Origin of the sequence: Rhodococcus mengyinensis (genome assembly GCF_048381435.1) — a bacterium.
Lineage (GTDB): Bacteria > Actinomycetota > Actinomycetes > Mycobacteriales > Mycobacteriaceae > Rhodococcus_F > Rhodococcus_F opacus_D.
Map to the genome: position 1 here is coordinate 1 of NZ_JBLWIT010000031.1, position 14353 is coordinate 14353.

16 protein-coding genes are annotated in these 14353 nt (G+C 66.5%); 6 read left to right on the plus strand and 10 right to left on the minus strand.

The annotated features are described in order from the left end of the window. Both ACNJ7E_RS03860 and ACNJ7E_RS03865 read left to right on the plus strand, forming a co-directional pair. Positions 1-279, plus strand: a 279-nt coding sequence (locus ACNJ7E_RS03860; RefSeq protein ID WP_418339178.1) for an aldehyde dehydrogenase family protein, incomplete at its 5' end; no start/stop codon positions are given. Between the two features lie 12 nt (positions 280-291). Then, entirely contained in the window at positions 292-1458 is a 1167-nt protein-coding gene (locus ACNJ7E_RS03865; RefSeq protein ID WP_418339179.1) for an iron-containing alcohol dehydrogenase, read from the plus strand. Here the strand turns inward: ACNJ7E_RS03865 and ACNJ7E_RS03870 are convergent. From ACNJ7E_RS03870 to ACNJ7E_RS03880, 3 genes are all read right to left on the minus strand, one after another. Then, positions 1455-2276: a PhzF family phenazine biosynthesis protein gene (locus ACNJ7E_RS03870; protein ID WP_280779022.1), complete on the minus strand. Its 822-nt coding sequence runs from the start codon at positions 2274-2276 to the stop codon at positions 1455-1457. The genes ACNJ7E_RS03865 and ACNJ7E_RS03870 overlap by 4 nt on opposite strands. 74 nt (positions 2277-2350) lie before the next feature. Then, positions 2351-2845: a DUF3830 family protein gene (locus ACNJ7E_RS03875; RefSeq protein WP_005244798.1), complete on the minus strand. Its 495-nt coding sequence runs from the start codon at positions 2843-2845 to the stop codon at positions 2351-2353. 68 nt (positions 2846-2913) lie between these two features. Continuing rightward, the gene (locus ACNJ7E_RS03880; RefSeq protein ID WP_164059384.1) at positions 2914-4155 is read right to left on the minus strand and encodes an aspartate aminotransferase family protein; all 1242 of its coding nucleotides are present in this window, start codon (positions 4153-4155) and stop codon (positions 2914-2916) included. 114 nt (positions 4156-4269) lie between these two features. Here ACNJ7E_RS03880 and ACNJ7E_RS03885 point away from each other — a divergent pair, with 114 nt between their 5' ends. Beyond that, positions 4270-5718 carry an NAD-dependent succinate-semialdehyde dehydrogenase gene (locus tag ACNJ7E_RS03885; RefSeq protein ID WP_418339180.1) on the plus strand — a complete coding sequence of 483 codons (1449 nt, stop codon included), beginning with the start codon at positions 4270-4272 and terminating at the stop codon, positions 5716-5718. A 3-nt stretch (positions 5719-5721) separates the two neighbouring features. On the opposite strand, the gene hsaB is transcribed toward ACNJ7E_RS03885, so the two are convergent. From hsaB to hsaA, 4 genes are read right to left on the minus strand one after another with little or no spacing between them, the layout of a single operon-like run. Next, positions 5722-6309: a 3-hydroxy-9,10-secoandrosta-1,3,5(10)-triene-9,17-dione monooxygenase reductase subunit gene (gene hsaB / locus ACNJ7E_RS03890; protein WP_005244804.1), complete on the minus strand. Its 588-nt coding sequence runs from the start codon at positions 6307-6309 to the stop codon at positions 5722-5724. Continuing rightward, the gene (gene hsaC, locus ACNJ7E_RS03895; protein ID WP_005263859.1) at positions 6306-7208 is read right to left on the minus strand and encodes an iron-dependent extradiol dioxygenase HsaC; all 903 of its coding nucleotides are present in this window, start codon (positions 7206-7208) and stop codon (positions 6306-6308) included. Before hsaC ends, hsaB begins: the two co-directional genes overlap by 4 nt. After that, positions 7208-8086 carry a 4,5:9,10-diseco-3-hydroxy-5,9,17-trioxoandrosta-1(10),2-diene-4-oate hydrolase gene (hsaD, locus tag ACNJ7E_RS03900; protein WP_317570277.1) on the minus strand — a complete coding sequence of 293 codons (879 nt, stop codon included), beginning with the start codon at positions 8084-8086 and terminating at the stop codon, positions 7208-7210. The genes hsaC and hsaD overlap by 1 nt, the downstream gene beginning before the upstream one ends. A gap of 8 nt (positions 8087-8094) precedes the next feature. Then, positions 8095-9270 (minus strand): 3-hydroxy-9,10-secoandrosta-1,3,5(10)-triene-9,17-dione monooxygenase oxygenase subunit, encoded by a 1176-nt coding sequence (gene hsaA / locus ACNJ7E_RS03905; RefSeq protein WP_005244809.1) that lies wholly within the window; start codon positions 9268-9270, stop codon positions 8095-8097. Positions 9271-9460: 190 nt separating this feature from the next. Here hsaA and ACNJ7E_RS03910 point away from each other — a divergent pair, with 190 nt between their 5' ends. From ACNJ7E_RS03910 to ACNJ7E_RS03920, 3 genes are all read left to right on the plus strand, one after another. Next, a complete protein-coding gene (locus tag ACNJ7E_RS03910) occupies positions 9461-10645 on the plus strand; it encodes a 3-ketosteroid-9-alpha-monooxygenase, oxygenase component (protein WP_418339181.1) in 1185 nt (394 codons plus the stop codon). A gap of 2 nt (positions 10646-10647) precedes the next feature. Beyond that, positions 10648-10995, plus strand: a complete 348-nt coding sequence (locus ACNJ7E_RS03915) for a hypothetical protein (protein ID WP_037242045.1) — start codon at positions 10648-10650, stop codon at positions 10993-10995. A 135-nt stretch (positions 10996-11130) separates the two neighbouring features. Beyond that, on the plus strand, positions 11131-11508 hold the full coding sequence (locus ACNJ7E_RS03920) for a VOC family protein (RefSeq protein ID WP_009477597.1): 378 nt from the start codon (positions 11131-11133) through the stop codon (positions 11506-11508). 28 nt (positions 11509-11536) lie between these two features. Here the strand turns inward: ACNJ7E_RS03920 and dmpG are convergent, their stop codons facing one another. The 3 genes from dmpG to ACNJ7E_RS03935 are packed head-to-tail and all read right to left on the minus strand — an operon-like array spanning position 11537 to position 14326. Continuing rightward, positions 11537-12583 carry a 4-hydroxy-2-oxovalerate aldolase gene (gene dmpG, locus ACNJ7E_RS03925; protein ID WP_418339219.1) on the minus strand — a complete coding sequence of 349 codons (1047 nt, stop codon included), beginning with the start codon at positions 12581-12583 and terminating at the stop codon, positions 11537-11539. Between the two features lie 44 nt (positions 12584-12627). Further along, complete coding sequence (locus ACNJ7E_RS03930; RefSeq protein WP_418339182.1) at positions 12628-13530, minus strand: acetaldehyde dehydrogenase (acetylating); 903 nt, start codon at positions 13528-13530, stop codon at positions 12628-12630. Positions 13531-13540: 10 nt separating this feature from the next. Next, on the minus strand, positions 13541-14326 hold the full coding sequence (locus ACNJ7E_RS03935; RefSeq protein WP_280779027.1) for a 2-keto-4-pentenoate hydratase: 786 nt from the start codon (positions 14324-14326) through the stop codon (positions 13541-13543). Positions 14327-14353: the final 27 nt, after the last annotated feature.

Consider the following 14353-nt stretch of genomic DNA (forward strand, 5'->3'; position numbering starts at 1 on the left):
AGCCAGTTCGGCAACGGCACCGCCATCTTCACCAACGACGGCGGCGCCGCCCGACGGTTCCAGAACGAGGTCGAGGTCGGCATGGTCGGCATCAACGTCCCCATCCCCGTCCCCATGGCGTACTACAGCTTCGGGGGCTGGAAGAACTCCCTGTTCGGCGACACCCACGCCCACGGCACCGAAGGCGTGCACTTCTTCACCCGCGGCAAGGTCGTCACCACCCGCTGGCTCGACCCCAGCCACGGCGGACTCAACCTCGGCTTCCCCCAGAACAACTAAGGAACCTCTCCCATGACCGCACATCTCTCACTCCCCCGTTTCGCCAGGATCGGGGCCGGAGCAGTCGACGAGATCGGCTCGGTTGTCGACCAATTGGGTCTGCAGAGGCCGGTTCTCGTCACCGACTCCTATCTGACCGGCACCGGCGCGGCCGACCGGATCATGAGCCTCCTCAAGTCCGCGGGCAAGGAGCCGGCACTGTTCTCCGGCACCGTGCCCGACCCCACCACCGATTCCCTGGAGGAGGGGCTGAGGATCGTCGCCGAGCACAACGCGGATTCGGTGATCGGGTTCGGCGGCGGTAGTCCGATGGACACCGCGAAGGCATTGGCCGTGCTGTCCGCGAACGGCGGCGAGATGCGGTCGTACAAGGCGCCTCACGTGTACACCGGGAAGGCGCTGCCGATCATCGCGGTACCGACCACCGCCGGAAGCGGCTCGGAGGCGACGCAATTCACCGTCATCAGCGACAGCGCTTCCGACGAGAAGATGCTGTGCCCGGGACTCTCCTTCCTGCCGATCGCCGCGATCGTGGATTTCGAACTCACGATGTCGATGCCGCCGCGGTTGACCGCCGACACCGGAATCGATGCGCTCACCCACGCCATCGAGGCGTACGTCAGCAAGAAGGCCCAGCCGTTCACCGACGGACTCGCGCTCTCCGCGATCCGCACGATTGGTAAGCACATCGGCACGGCGTACGCGGACGGTGAAGACCGCACCGCGAGGGAAGCGATGATGGTCGCGTCCATGCAGGCCGGTATGGCGTTCTCCAACTCGAGCGTAGCGCTGGTGCACGGGATGAGCAGGCCGATCGGTGCGCATTTCCATGTCGCACACGGACTGTCGAATGCCATGCTGCTTCCCGCGATCACGGCGTTCTCCGTGAACGGAGCGGAGAGCCGCTACGCCGACTGCGCGCGTGCATTCGGCGCTGCACCGGAATCGGCAGGCGATTCCGTCGCCGCGCAGTTCCTCGTCGAAACCCTGACCACGCTGTGTCACGACCTGAAGGTTCCGACGCCGCTCGCCTACGGGATCGACCGCGACGCCTGGGACGGCCTCATTCCGTTGATGGCAGAGCAGGCGCTGGCGTCCGGATCGCCCGGCAACAATCCGGTCGTGCCCACCGCCGACCAGATCGAGACGCTGTATTCGGAGGTCTTCAGCCAGCGCTAGAACTCGACGGTGCCCCTGAGGTACCGCCGGTACGCCCCGGACAGATGGACGCGGTCGCCGCGCACCTCGCAGTGCACCGTTCCTCCCCGCGCCGACAGTTGTCGTCCGACAAGGCTGTCTCGGCCCAGGACGTCAGCCCAGTACGGTGCGATCTGCGAGTGCGCGGACCCCGTCACCGGGTCCTCCTGAACGCCGGCCGCGGCGCCGAACCATCGCGACACGAAATCGAGTCCCTCGACGTCGGATGCTGCGGTGACGACGATTCCCCGCACCTCCAGCGGGCTGATCACGGCGAAGTCGGGTGCCATCGACGCGATGTCGTGTTCGGATTCCGCGACGAACACGAGGTCGGTGGCCTTCAGGCACTCCCGCACCGGAATGCCGAGTGCGGCGACGATCCGGGGATCGGCCGCGGTCGGCGCCGGCGGCTCCGCCGGGAAATCCATCACCAGCGTCGCGTCCGGTCCACGGTCGACGTGCAGCCAGCCGCTGCGCGTCCAGAATTGGATGCGGTCGGCGTCCGGGTGCACGTCCTCGAAGATCTGCGCGGCCGTGGCGAGGGTGGCATGGCCGCACAGGTCCACCTCGACGGCAGGGGTGAACCACCGCAGGTGATATGCCGGGTGTTCCCGGTCGTGGGGCCCCGCGTCCACGGGAAGCCGAGCGGTGTAGAACGCCGTCTCGGACAGATTGTTCTCTTCGGCGAGTTGCTGAAGAACCGAATCGTCCAGCCAGTCGGTCAGCGGCATGACCGCCGCCGGGTTGCCCTCGAAGGGCCCGGCGGCGAATGCGTCGATCTGATAGATGTCCAGCTTCATAGCGTCCGATGGTGGTGGACGGTCCGGCGCCCGTCGAGGGCCATCGCACACACTCTGGACCGGTCCAGCCGGCGTCAGGCCCGCGCGAAGCTCATCGTCTCGCCTTCGACGCCGCGCATCCACAGGTCGTTGCACGCGGCCGCCAGTTCCGGCAGTCCCTCCTCGATGGCGGCGAACACGTTGCCCGGCACCCAGCCGACGTCGCCGTTGAGCAGGAGGTTGTTGCGGCCGTAGAAGATCGCGAGGTCGGTGGCGCCCTGTGCGGCGTGCGCCTCGGATCCCGGCTCGTACCCGTAGGCGGAGTTGCCGATCTCCCAGGGCTCGAAGTCGAACAGGCACACGTCACCGGGAATCGGTGTGACGGTGGGATTTTCCCGCCGCGGCGCCGCGGTGATCCGCGGGATCAGCGTGTACACCTCGTTGCGTGCGTACTTGGCGTGGTACGCGTCGCCGCTCTGTGGAAGCACGTCCCACACCGCGTCGCACGTGAGTGGTGCGTCCTCATCGAGAAGCCGGGCACGGCAGGTCACGCCGCGCTTGTCCAGGCTGATGGTGATGTAGCGAGCCACAGGTCCTCCTTCGGAGCCCGTGAGTACTTGTTAACCGCCCGCGGTTAACAAGTACTCACGGGTGCTTGTCACACCTCGTCGAGTACTTCGGACCAGATCTTCAGGGCGTCCTCGATCTGTTCCGCCGTCACGATGAGCGGTGGAATCATCCGTACCACGTTCATGTGGGCGCCGCAGGTCAAGAGCAGCAGCCCCTTCTTCGCGGCCAGCTGCTGCGCCGCAGCCGCTTTCGCACGGTCCGCACTGCCGTCGGCGGCCGTGAACTCGCTACCCACGAGCAGTCCGAGACCACGGACGTCGCCGATCCCGTCGATGGCACGCGTGCGCGCACCGTCGAGCAACTGGACGCCCCGCGCGGCGGCGTTGGCCACGAGGTCTTCCTTCTCGATCACCTCGAGCGTCGCGACCGCGGCCGCGCAGGACACGGCATTGCCTCCGTACGTTCCACCCTGCGACCCCGGCCAACCCTTGGCCATGAGCTCCTCGGACGCCGCGATGCCCGACAACGGGAAACCACTGGCCAGACCCTTGGCGATGGTGATGATGTCGGGCCGGACGTCGAAATGCTGGTGCCCGAAGAACTTGCCGGTGCGACCGAAACCGGTCTGGATCTCGTCGATGACGAGCAGGATGCCGTACCGGTCGGCGCGCTCGCGGAGCCCCTGGAAGAACGCGGTGTTGCCGGGCACGTATCCGCCCTCGCCGAGGACGGGCTCGACGACGAACGCCGCCGTCTCGTTCGGCGCGGTGAGCGTCGCGAAGATGTAGTCGAGTTCCTTCAGCGCGAACGCGGTCGCCTCCTCCTCGGACCAGCCGTAGCGGTAGGCGTTGGGGAACGGTGCCACGTGCACCCCGCCCATCAGCGGGCTGAAGCCGGCCGAGAACCGGGTGCCGGACGTGGTCATCGTCGCCGTCGCGACCGTGCGCCCGTGGAATCCGCCGTGGAAGACGATCACGTTGGGGCGGCCGGTCGCCTGCCGCGACAGTCGCAGCGACGCCTCGACGGCCTCGCTCCCCGAGTTCGCGAAGAACAGCGAGTCGAGCCCCGGGGGCAGCACCGACCCCAGCCGATCGACCAGTTCGAGCATCGGCTGGTGCATGACCGTCGTGTACTGGCCGTGGATCAGGGAGCCGACCTGCCTGCGCGCGGCCTCCACGACGTGCGGGTGGCAGTGCCCGGTGCTGGTGACGCCGATGCCCGCGGTGAAGTCGAGATAGCGCCTGCCGTCGGTGCCGTAGAGGTAGCACCCTTCACCGTGATCGACCGTCACGGGTGTGGCCTGTGCGAGCAGTGGAGATAGCCGAGTCACGAGAACCCTCCCACGCGTAGATGCCGGCGAATGTCGGCAAGTGCATTGTCAGATTGTTGACAATCTGTATAACATGGGGAGCGTCCCTTCGGCAATGGAGAATGGGGAAAAATCATGCTCGAGGAAGCAGCAATCGCATCGGTGCAGACCGGCCTGTTCATCGGCGGCAAATGGCGCGACAGCGCCCGCACCATGCCGGTCCACGACCCGTCCAATGGACAGATCCTGTGCACGGTCGCCGACGCCGACGCCGCGGAGGCCCGCGAGGCGCTCGACGCGGCGGTGGCGGCGCAACCGTCGTGGGCGGCCACGACACCCCGCGAACGCAGCACCATCCTCATGAACGCACACCGACTCCTGCTCGAGAACGTCGACCGGCTGGCGCTGGTCATGACGCTCGAGATGGGCAAGCCACTCACCGAGGCGCGGGGTGAAATCGCCTACGCCGCGGAGTTCTTCCGCTGGTTCGCGGAGGAGGCCGTCCGCATCGACGGCGGCTACATGACGGCGCCCGGCGGCGGGTCGCGGTTCCTCGTGACCCGTCAGCCCGTGGGGCCGAGCCTGCTCATCACCCCGTGGAACTTCCCGATGGCGATGGGCACCCGGAAGATCGGGCCCGCGATCGCCGCCGGATGCACGTCCGTCATCAAGCCGGCGGCCCAGACGCCGCTGTCGATCCTGGCGCTCGCCGACATCCTCACCGAGGCCGGGCTGCCGGACGGCGTCGTCAACGTCGTCACCACGTCCAGCCCCGACGAGGTCATCACTCCCCTCATCCTCGACGGCAGGGCCCGCAAGCTGTCGTTCACCGGTTCGACCAAGGTCGGGAAGCATCTGCTCGAACTGTGCGCGCGCACGGTGATGCGCACATCCATGGAATTGGGCGGCAACGCGCCGTTCCTCGTCTTCGACGACGCGAATCTCGACGACGCCGTCGACGGGGCCATGGCGGCGAAGATGCGCAACATCGGCCAGGCCTGCACGGCTGCCAACCGGATTCTCGTGCACAGTTCGGTCGCCGAGGAATTCACGCGCAAACTCACGCAGCGGATGGAGGCCCTGCCCGTCGGGCGCGGCACGGAGGACGGCGTCGTGGTCGGACCGCTGATCGACGAGGCGGCCGTCGCGAAGGTGAGCAGTCTCGTCGCGGACGCGGTCGACCGCGGCGCCTCGGTGCTCACCGGCGGCGAGGCACTCGACCGCCCGGGCAACTTCTACCCGGCGACGGTCCTGACGGGTGTGCCCGACGACGCCGAGATGTGCCACAACGAGATCTTCGGCCCGGTGGCCGCGATCAGCACGTTCGAGACCGAGGCCGAGGCCGTCGAGCGGGCCAACGACACCCCGTACGGGCTGGTGGCCTACGTGTACACCGAGAGCCTCAAGCGCGGCATCCGCGTGTGCGAGGCGCTGGAGTCGGGCATGGTCGGCCTCAACCAGGGCGTGGTGTCGAATCCGGCCGCGCCGTTCGGCGGCGTGAAGGAATCCGGGCTCGGACGCGAAGGCGGGACCACCGGCATCGACGAATACCTCGAGACCAAATACATCGGTGTCGCGGTCTAGGAACTAGAGCCAGGTGTCTTCCGACGACGTCGTGAGGAACGCCTCGAGGTCGTCGCGCCACGGCGCAGGCACCGTCTTGTCCGGCTCGATGCCGGTGTACTGCCCGCGGTAGAACAGCAACGGTCGCTCCTCCCTGATCTCGCTCAGGGAGGAGACCCGGCCGAACGCGACCCAGTGGTCGCCGCCGTCGTGCACGCTCTCGAGCGAGCAGTCGATGTGGGCGAGCGAGCCGGTGAGGATCGGCGAGCCCAGCGGCGACTCCGTCCAGTCGATCCCGGCGAACTTGTCCGGGTCGCGGGAACCGAATCGGGCGCACGTCGACTGTTGTTCTTCGGCGAGCACGTTGACGCAGAAGATGCCGCTGCGCTCGATCGCCGCCCACGACCGCGACGTCTTGGTCGGGCAGAACAGCACGAGCGGGGGTTCGAGCGACAGCGCGGCGAACGACTGGCATGCGAACCCCACCGGCACGCCGTCGTCGATCGTCGTGATGATGGTGACGCCGGTGCAGAACTGGCCGAGCACCGTCCGGAACCGTCGCGGATCGATCGCCTCGGCCGCGACGGCCCCGTCCCCGGTCACCTCGCTCACGGCTGCATCCCGACGCTGAAGTCGTGACCCCACAGGCTGACGGCCGTGCTCTCCCTCGCGATCCAGCTCTCGTCCTCCACCTGACGTCCCTCGCAACCGAATTCGATGTCGAAGCCGCCGGGGGTCTTCATGTAGAACGACAGCATCAGGTCGTTGACGTGGCGGCCGAGCGTGGCCGACATCTTGACCTTCTTGCGGAGCGCGCGGTCGAGGCACAATCCGACGTCGTCGGAGTTCTCGACCTCGATCATCAGGTGCACGATGCCGCTCGGCGTCGGCATCGGCAGGAACGCGAGACTGTGATGCCGCGGGTTGCAGCCGAAGAACCGCAACCACGCCGGCTTGCCGTCCGCCGGCCGCCCGACCATTTGCGGGGGCAACCGCATCGAATCGCGCAGGCGGAAACCGAGGACGTCGCGGTAGAAGCGCAGCGACGCCTCGTCGTCCGTGGTCGAGAGCACGACGTGCCCGAGGCCCTGCTCACCGGTGACGAACTTGTGCCCGTACGGGCTGACCACGCGCCGGTGCTCCAGGGCCGCGCCGTGAAACGCCTCGAGCGTGTTACCCGACGGGTCCTCGAACGTGATCAGCTCGTCGACCCTGCGGTCCTGCAGCTGCTCGGCCGTCCCCTCCTTGAACGCGACGCCGGCCGCCGACAGGTTGTCCCGGACCTCCTGCAACTCCGCGGCATTGGCCGTCTCCCAGCCCGACACCGACAGCCGGTCCTGTTCCCCCGGGAAGATCACGAGGCGAGCCGGGAAGTCGTCCATCCGCAGATACAGGGCGTCCGGGTCGGAGCCCTTGCCCTCGACCATGCCGAGCACCTTGAGACCGTATTCGCGCCACGCGGCCATGTCGGTGGCCTCGATGCGCATGTATGCCAGTGAACGAATACTCATCACTTACCCCCGTCCAGAAGGAAATCGGTGGCCAGGCGGTTGAACTCGTCGAACTTCTCCAGCTGCGCCCAGTGTCCGCACCCGCCGAAGACGTGCAACTGCGCCCGCGGAATCATCTTCAGCGCCACCAGCGCACCGTCGAGCGGGTTGACCCGGTCTTCGCGACCCCAGATCAGCAGCACCCGCTGGCGCAGCTTGTACGCGTCGCGCCACAGCATTCCCAGCTCGAAGTCGGCCGAAGAGAACGACTTTCCCATCGCCTTGGCGGCCGCGAGCGACTCGGGTGTGCTCGCCGCGGCGAAACGTTCGTCGATCAGTTCGTCGGTGATCAACTTCTGGTCGAACACCATGATGCGCAGGAACGCCTCGAGATTCTCCCGGGTGGGCTGGTAGCCGAACTTGCCGAGGTTCTTGACGCCCTCGGTCGGGTCCGGGGCGAACAGGTTGACGCTCAGCCCGCCCGGACCCATGAGCACCAGCCGGCCCGCGCGGTCGGGGTAGTCCAGCGCGAAACGCACCGCGGCACCGCCACCGAGCGAGTTGCCGAGCAGGTGGACACGCCCGCCGACGCCGAGGGTGTCGAGCAGGTCCTTCAACGCGGACGCACTGTGCACGAAGTACTGCGGGTGCTGGGTCGGCTTGTCCGACAACCCGTATCCCGGCTGATCGACGGCGAGCACGTGGAACTTCTCGGCGAGAACCGGGATGTTCCTGGCGAAGTTCGACCACGACGAAGCGCCCGGTCCGCCGCCGTGCAGCAGCACGATCGTGGTGTCGTTGCCGACGCCGGCCTCGTGGTAGTGCAACTTCAGGTCGGGCCGGACCTGCGCGAACTTCGAGGTGGACTCGAACGTGAGGGCCTCTTCGGTAGTCGTCACGTGTTCTCCTAGACCATCGTGTCGGTGATGGGCAGACCGAATTCGCCTGTGCCGTACATGACGTAGGCGCGCTCGGGATCGTTGGCCGCGTGGACGCGTCCGGCGTGCGCATCCCGCCAGAAACGCTGCAGCGGCGTCCCGTTGGCCAGCGCGGTGGCCCCCGAGCTCTCGAACAGTTTGTCGATGGACGAAATGGCGCGGCCCGTGGCGCGCACCTGGTCGCGGCGAGCCCGCAGCCGCAGCTCGAACGGGACTTCCTCACCGGCGACGAGCAGTGCGTATTCGTCGGCGACGTTCCCGGACAGCTGGCGCCAGGCTGCGTCGATGTCACTCGAGGCCTCTGCGATGCGAACCTTGGCGAACGGGTCGTCCTTCGCCTTCTCGCCGGCGAACGCCGCGCGGACGCGCTTGCCCTGATGTTCGACGTGCGCGTCGTAGGCGCCGTAGGCCATCCCGACGATCGGCGCGGAGATGGTGGTGGGATGGATTGTTCCCCAGGGCATCTTGTAGACGGGTGCGGTGTTGCGCTCGAGCCCGGGTGCGGTGAGGTTGCTCATCGCCTTGAAGCTGAGAACGCGGTGCGTCGGGACGAAGACGTCCTCCACCACCACGGTGTTACTGCCGGTTCCGCGGAGTCCCACGACATTCCACACGTCGTCGATCCGGTAGTCCTCACGCGGGATCAGGAAGCTGACGAAGTCGACGGGGCGGCCGTCCTTGATGACGGGCCCACCGAGCACCGCCCAGCTGGCGTGATCACAGCCGGAAGACCAGGCCCAGGCGCCGTTGACCGTGTATCCGCCGTCGACGACCTGCCCGGCGCCCATCGGCGCGTACGACGACGAGATGCGGACGTCGGTGTCGTTGCCCCACACGTCTTCCTGAGCCTGCTGCGAGAACAGGGCGAGGTGCCAGTTGTGCACACCGATGATCGACGAGACCCAGCCGGTGGAACCGCAGGCGCTCGCGATCTTCCGCACCGCGGAGTAGAACAACACCGGATCCGCCTGGTAACCACCCCACTGTTCGGGCTGGAGCAACCGGAAGAATCCGGTCTCCTGGAGCGCCTTCATGGAATCGTCGGGGATACGACGTAGATCCTCGGTCTCCTGCGCACGCTCTCGCAGCGTCGGCAGTAGTGCGTCGAGCCGCTGCATCACCTCGTGACTGTCATGGTCACCCACAGGACGCTCCTGTCTCGTTCGATGGTTCATTTATCTTCTGAGACTAGAACACGTTCCCATTTATGTCGAGATACCGGCAAAGGCGCTGTTTGACGGCCCGGGTCTGGAAGAAAGCCCCCGAAAATCTGGCGGATCGTGTCGAAGTTCTATAACGTGTTCTACTAACAGCATGAAGGGATGTGAGGGCACAATGGCGCAGATTCGCGAGATCGATGTGGGCACGGTCCAGACCCGCTTCGCGCGTGGTTGGCACTGCCTCGGTTTGACCAAGACGTTCAAGGACGGCAAACCGCATTCGATCGAGGCATTCGGCACCAAACTCGTCGTCTTCGCCGACAGCAAGGGCGAACTGAAGGTTCTGGACGCGTATTGCCGGCACATGGGCGGCGACCTGTCTCAGGGCACCGTGAAGGGCGATTCCGTGGCCTGCCCGTTCCACGACTGGCGCTGGGGCGGCAACGGCAAGTGCACCAGCATTCCCTACGCACGCCGGGTTCCCCCGATCGCCCGCACCCGGGCATGGCTCACCCTCGAGCAGAACGGTCAGCTGTTCGTCTGGAACGACCCGGAGGGCAATCCCCCACCGGAGAACGTGACCATCCCCCGCATCGAAGGCGCCTACAGCGACGAGTGGACCGACTGGACCTGGAACTCGATGCTGATCGAAGGGTCCAACTGCCGCGAGATCATCGACAACGTCGTCGACATGGCGCACTTCTTTTACATCCACTACGCGTTCCCGACGTACTTCAAGAACGTCTTCGAAGGCCACATCGCAACGCAGTACCTCAACACGAAGGGTCGCCCCGACGTCGGGATGGCGACGCAGTACGGCATGGAATCGCTGCTGCGCTCCGAGGCCGCGTACTACGGGCCGTCCTACATGATCAATCCGCTGTGGAACAGCTACGGCGGGTACGAGGTCGAGAGCGTCCTCATCAACTGCCACTATCCGGTGACCAACAATTCGTTCATGCTCCAGTACGGCGTGACCGTCAAGAAGCCGACCGGCATCGACGACGAAACAGCCGACAAGCTGGCCGCGAAGTTCACCGAGGGCATCGCCGAGGGCTTCCTGCAGGACGTCGAGATCTGGAAGAACAAGACCAAGATCGACAACCCCCTGCTCTGCGACGAGGATGGTCCGGTCTACCAGCTGCGACGCTGGTACGACCAGTTCTACGTCGACGTCGCCGACGTCACCGACAAGATGACGCAGCGTTTCGAGTTCGAAGTCGACACCACCAAGGCCAACGAGGCCTGGCAACACGAGGTCGAGGAGAACCTGGCCCGTCAGAAGGCCGAACGCGAGGCCGCGGAGCGGTCCGAGAACACGACTGCGGAGCGGTCCGAGAACCGGGAAGCGCAGGTCTGATCATGAGTGCCTCGATCGAATGGGCCAAAGCTCCCGACTTCGCCGGGCAGCCTGCTCGGCTCGAGGCCATTCATGCGCAGACGTTGGCCGACAAGGCCAATTACCTCGACGACGGCATGAACGAAGTCGAGTGCCGTACGTGCGGAACCTGTGTGCTGGTGCGCAAGAACAGCCTCAAGCACACGAGCGTCCAGTGGACGGACGACCCTGCGAAGACGTGCCCGACGTTCCGGGACGCCGTCGGCGAGGGACAGTCCACCGCGCTCCGCGAGGGGTGCCCGCGACTGTGGGACAGCATCAACCACGCGGTGATGGAGGGGTTCATCGACGTGCGAGATCGCGTCGAATAGTCGTCGGTACCGCTGTGACGCGGATGCGTCGCCCAATGTGACATTTGTGCAGTCAGGCTGCACGGATGTCACATTGGGCGCTTAGGCTGGATGTGCCGTCGGATCCGGCGGTTCCAGCCGAGCCGGAGGCGCGCCATGACAGGCCGAATCGTGCACTTCGAGATCCCCTTCGACGACGGTGACCGCGCACGAGCGTTCTATCGGGACGCATTCGGGTGGGCCATCGCCGAGATCCCCGACATGGACTACAGCATGGTCACCACCGGACCCGTCGGTGAGAGCGGCATGCCCGACGAACCCGGTTACATCAACGGCGGCATGATGCAGCGCGGGGAGGTGACCACTCCCGTGGTCACCGTCGACGTCGAGAGCATCGAATCCGCCCTCGAAAGGATCGAATCCCTCGGTGGCAAGACCGTCACCGGCCGGACCCCCGTCGGGAACATGGGATTCGCCGCGTACTTCACCGACTCCGAGGGCAACGTCGTCGGGCTGTGGGAGACCGCCCGCTGACCCGTGAGTACTTATCAACCGCCCGACGTTAAGAAGAACTCACGGGCGGCGCAGCCGCAGCCCGCTCGCGCTGCAGCTCGAGCGCGATGTCGATGAGCTGGTCTTCCTGGCCGCCGACGAGCTTGCGCTTGCCGGCGCGGACGAGGAGTTCGGCCGACGAGACGCCGTACCGTTCGGCCTGGCGTTCGGCGTGCTTGAGGAAGCTCGAATAGACGCCGGCGTACCCCATCATCAGCGCCTGGCGGTCGAGGAGGCATTCGGCGGGCATCGCCGGACGCACCACGTCCTCGGCGGCGTCGGCGATCGCGAAGAAGTCGATCCCCGTCTTGACGCCGATCTTGTCGCACACGCCGACGAACGCCTCGACCGGCGCGTTACCGGCGCCGGCGCCGAATCGTCGTGTGCTGCCGTCGATCTGCTTGGCACCTGCCCGCACGGCGGCGATCGAGTTGGCCACGCCGAGTCCGAGGTTCTCGTGACCGTGGAAACCCACCTGGGCGTCCGAGCCGAGTTCCTGCACCAGCGCCTCGACGCGGTCCGACACCTGCTCGAGCACGAGCGCACCTGCGGAGTCGACGACGTACACGCACTGGCAGCCCGCGTCGGCCATGATGCGGGCCTGCTTGGCGAGCTTTTCCGGTGCGATCGAATGCGCCATCATCAGGAAACCGACGGTCTCGAGACCGCGGTCGCGGGCCAGCCCGAAGTGCTGGATGGACACGTCCGCCTCGGTGCAGTGCGTGGCGATGCGGCAGATCGAGGCGCCGTTGTCCTGGGCGACGATGATGTCGTCCTTGATGCCGAGCCCCGGCAGCATGAGGAAGGCGATCTTCGCGTTCTTCGCCGTGTCGACGGCGATCGAGATGAGTTCCTGCTCCGGGACCTTGGAGAACCCGTAGTTGAACGAGGACCCACCCAGTCCGTCGCCGTGCGTCACCTCGATGACCGGGACCCCGGCGTTGTCGAGCGCACCGACGATGGCCCGGACCTCCTCACCGGTGAACTGGTGCCGCTTGTGGTGCGAACCGTCCCGCAGGGAGGTGTCGGTGACGCGGATGTCCCAGCTGCTGCTCATATTTCCCGTCGCTCCGCTCGCCCCGTCGAAATGAACCATTGTGCTCATGCCTCCACACTCAGGAGCTTCTGGGCGATCTCCTCGCCCACCTTGGTTGCCGCTGCGGTCATGATGTCGAGGTTGCCCGCGTACGGCGGCAGGAAGTCGCCTGCGCCCTCGACCTCGACGAACGTGGTGACCGTCGCCTGCCCGCCGGACACGACACTCGGGTCGTCGAACTGCGGTTCGTTGAGCAGCCGGTAGCCGGGGACGTACTGCTGGATGTCCGCGACGACGCGGTGGATGGAGTCGGTGATGGCGGCGCGGTCGGCGTCCTCGGGGATCGCGCAGAAGATCGTGTCGCGCATGATCATCGGCGGGTCGGCCGGGTTGAGGATGATGATGGCCTTGCCGCGCTGCGCTCCGCCGATGGTCTCGATGCCGCGGCTGGTGGTCTTGGTGAACTCGTCGATGTTGGCGCGGGTGCCCGGGCCTGCGGAGACGGACGCCACCGACGCGACGATCTCGGCGTACGGCACGTCGACGACGCGGGAGACGGCGTACACGATCGGGATCGTGGCCTGCCCTCCGCACGTGATCATGTTGACGTTGGGGGCGCCGAGGTGTTCGAACAGGTTCGCCGGTGGGACCACGGCGGGTCCGACGGCGGCGGGTGTCAGGTCGACGGCGCGGATGCCGGCGGCCTCGTACCGCGGTGCTGCCTCCCGATGCACGTACGCGGACGTGGCCTCGAAGACGAGATCGGGTTTCTCCGGCTGGTTCAGCAGCCAGTCGACACCCTCGGCAGACGTTTCCAGTCCCAACTTGCGGGCCCGCGCCAGGCCTTCGCTCTCGGGGTCGATCCCGATCATCCACCGGGGTTCGAGCCACTCGGATCGCTGCAGCTTGTAGAGCAGGTCGGTGCTGATGTTGCCCGAACCGACGATCGCCACACTTGCCTTGGTCATGAACAAACTCCTACTTGAACTGCAGGGATACGGAGCCGAGCCCACTGAACTCGGCGCGGAAGTGATCGCCCGGGTGCGCGTCGATGGCGCGGGTGCACGAGCCGGGCAGCACGATGTCGCCGGCCTTCAACAAGACGCCGAAGCTCTCGACCTTCTGCGCGAGCCAGGCGACGGCCGTCACCGGGTTGCCGAGCACGGCGTCGCTGCGTCCCTCGGCCTTGGTCTCGCCGTTACTGGTCAGAACTGCGTCGATGGACCTGATGTCGATGTCCTCGGGCCGCACCCGGTTCTTGCCGAGCACGAACCCGGCGGACGAGGCGTTGTCGGCGATCGTGTCCGGCAGCGTGATCTTCCAGTCGGTGATCCGGCTGTCGATCAGCTCGATGGACGGTGCGAACGCCACGGTGGCGTCGAGGACGTCCTGCTCGGTGCAGCCTGCGCCGGGGAGGTCGGCGCCCAGCACGAATGCGACCTCGACCTCGACGCGCGGGAAGCAGAACCGCGCCGTGTCGACGGGTTGGTCCTCGAAGACCTCCATGTCGGCGAGCAGGTGGCCGTAGTCGGGTTCGTCGACGCCCATCATCTGCTGCATGGCGAGGGACGACAGGCCGACCTTGTGCCCGACGACCTTTGCGCCGTCCTGCAGCCGGCGGCGGATGTTGATCAGCTGGATCTCGTAGGCGTCGACGACGTCGATGTCGGGATGGTCCGCGGTCAGGGGGCCGATGGGAGCGCGGCCACGTTCCGCGGCGTCGAGCTGATTCGCCAACTCGGTGCGTAGTTGCGTCGAGAGCATGGTGTGAGGACCTTCCCTGAAGTTCGT